This is a genomic window from Monashia sp. HAY1-5C, from assembly GCF_056755255.1.
In genome coordinates, this window is the sequence record NZ_JBPGXG010000337.1 from 1 (window position 1) to 277 (window position 277).

At 44.8% G+C, this 277-nt stretch carries 1 protein-coding gene; it reads left to right on the plus strand.

The genetic code is table 11. The annotated features are described in order from the left end of the window. On the plus strand, window positions 1-277 hold a 277-nt coding region (locus tag ACR9ZK_RS21925), incomplete at both ends, for a hypothetical protein (RefSeq protein WP_481344065.1).

The following is a 277-nucleotide window of genomic DNA, read 5'->3' on the forward strand; positions in this document are numbered from 1 at the left end:
CAGTTCCTTGAAGGAGCCCTTGAACACAAATATGACCTCCTGGAAGAAAACAATAGAGTATTCGGACTTAAAGTAGTTGTAGATTCGGGTGATTCTAAAGTATTCCTTCCGGGACAAATGATTACAGCAAGAGAACTGAGAGATGAAAACTCTAAACTGAAGCGTGAAGGTCAGGCTTTGGTTCAGGTGAGAGAAGCGTTACCCGCTACCGCAACGCCGGTATTGCAAGGGATTACAAGAGCCGCTCTTCAGACTAAATCATTCACGTCTGCTGCAT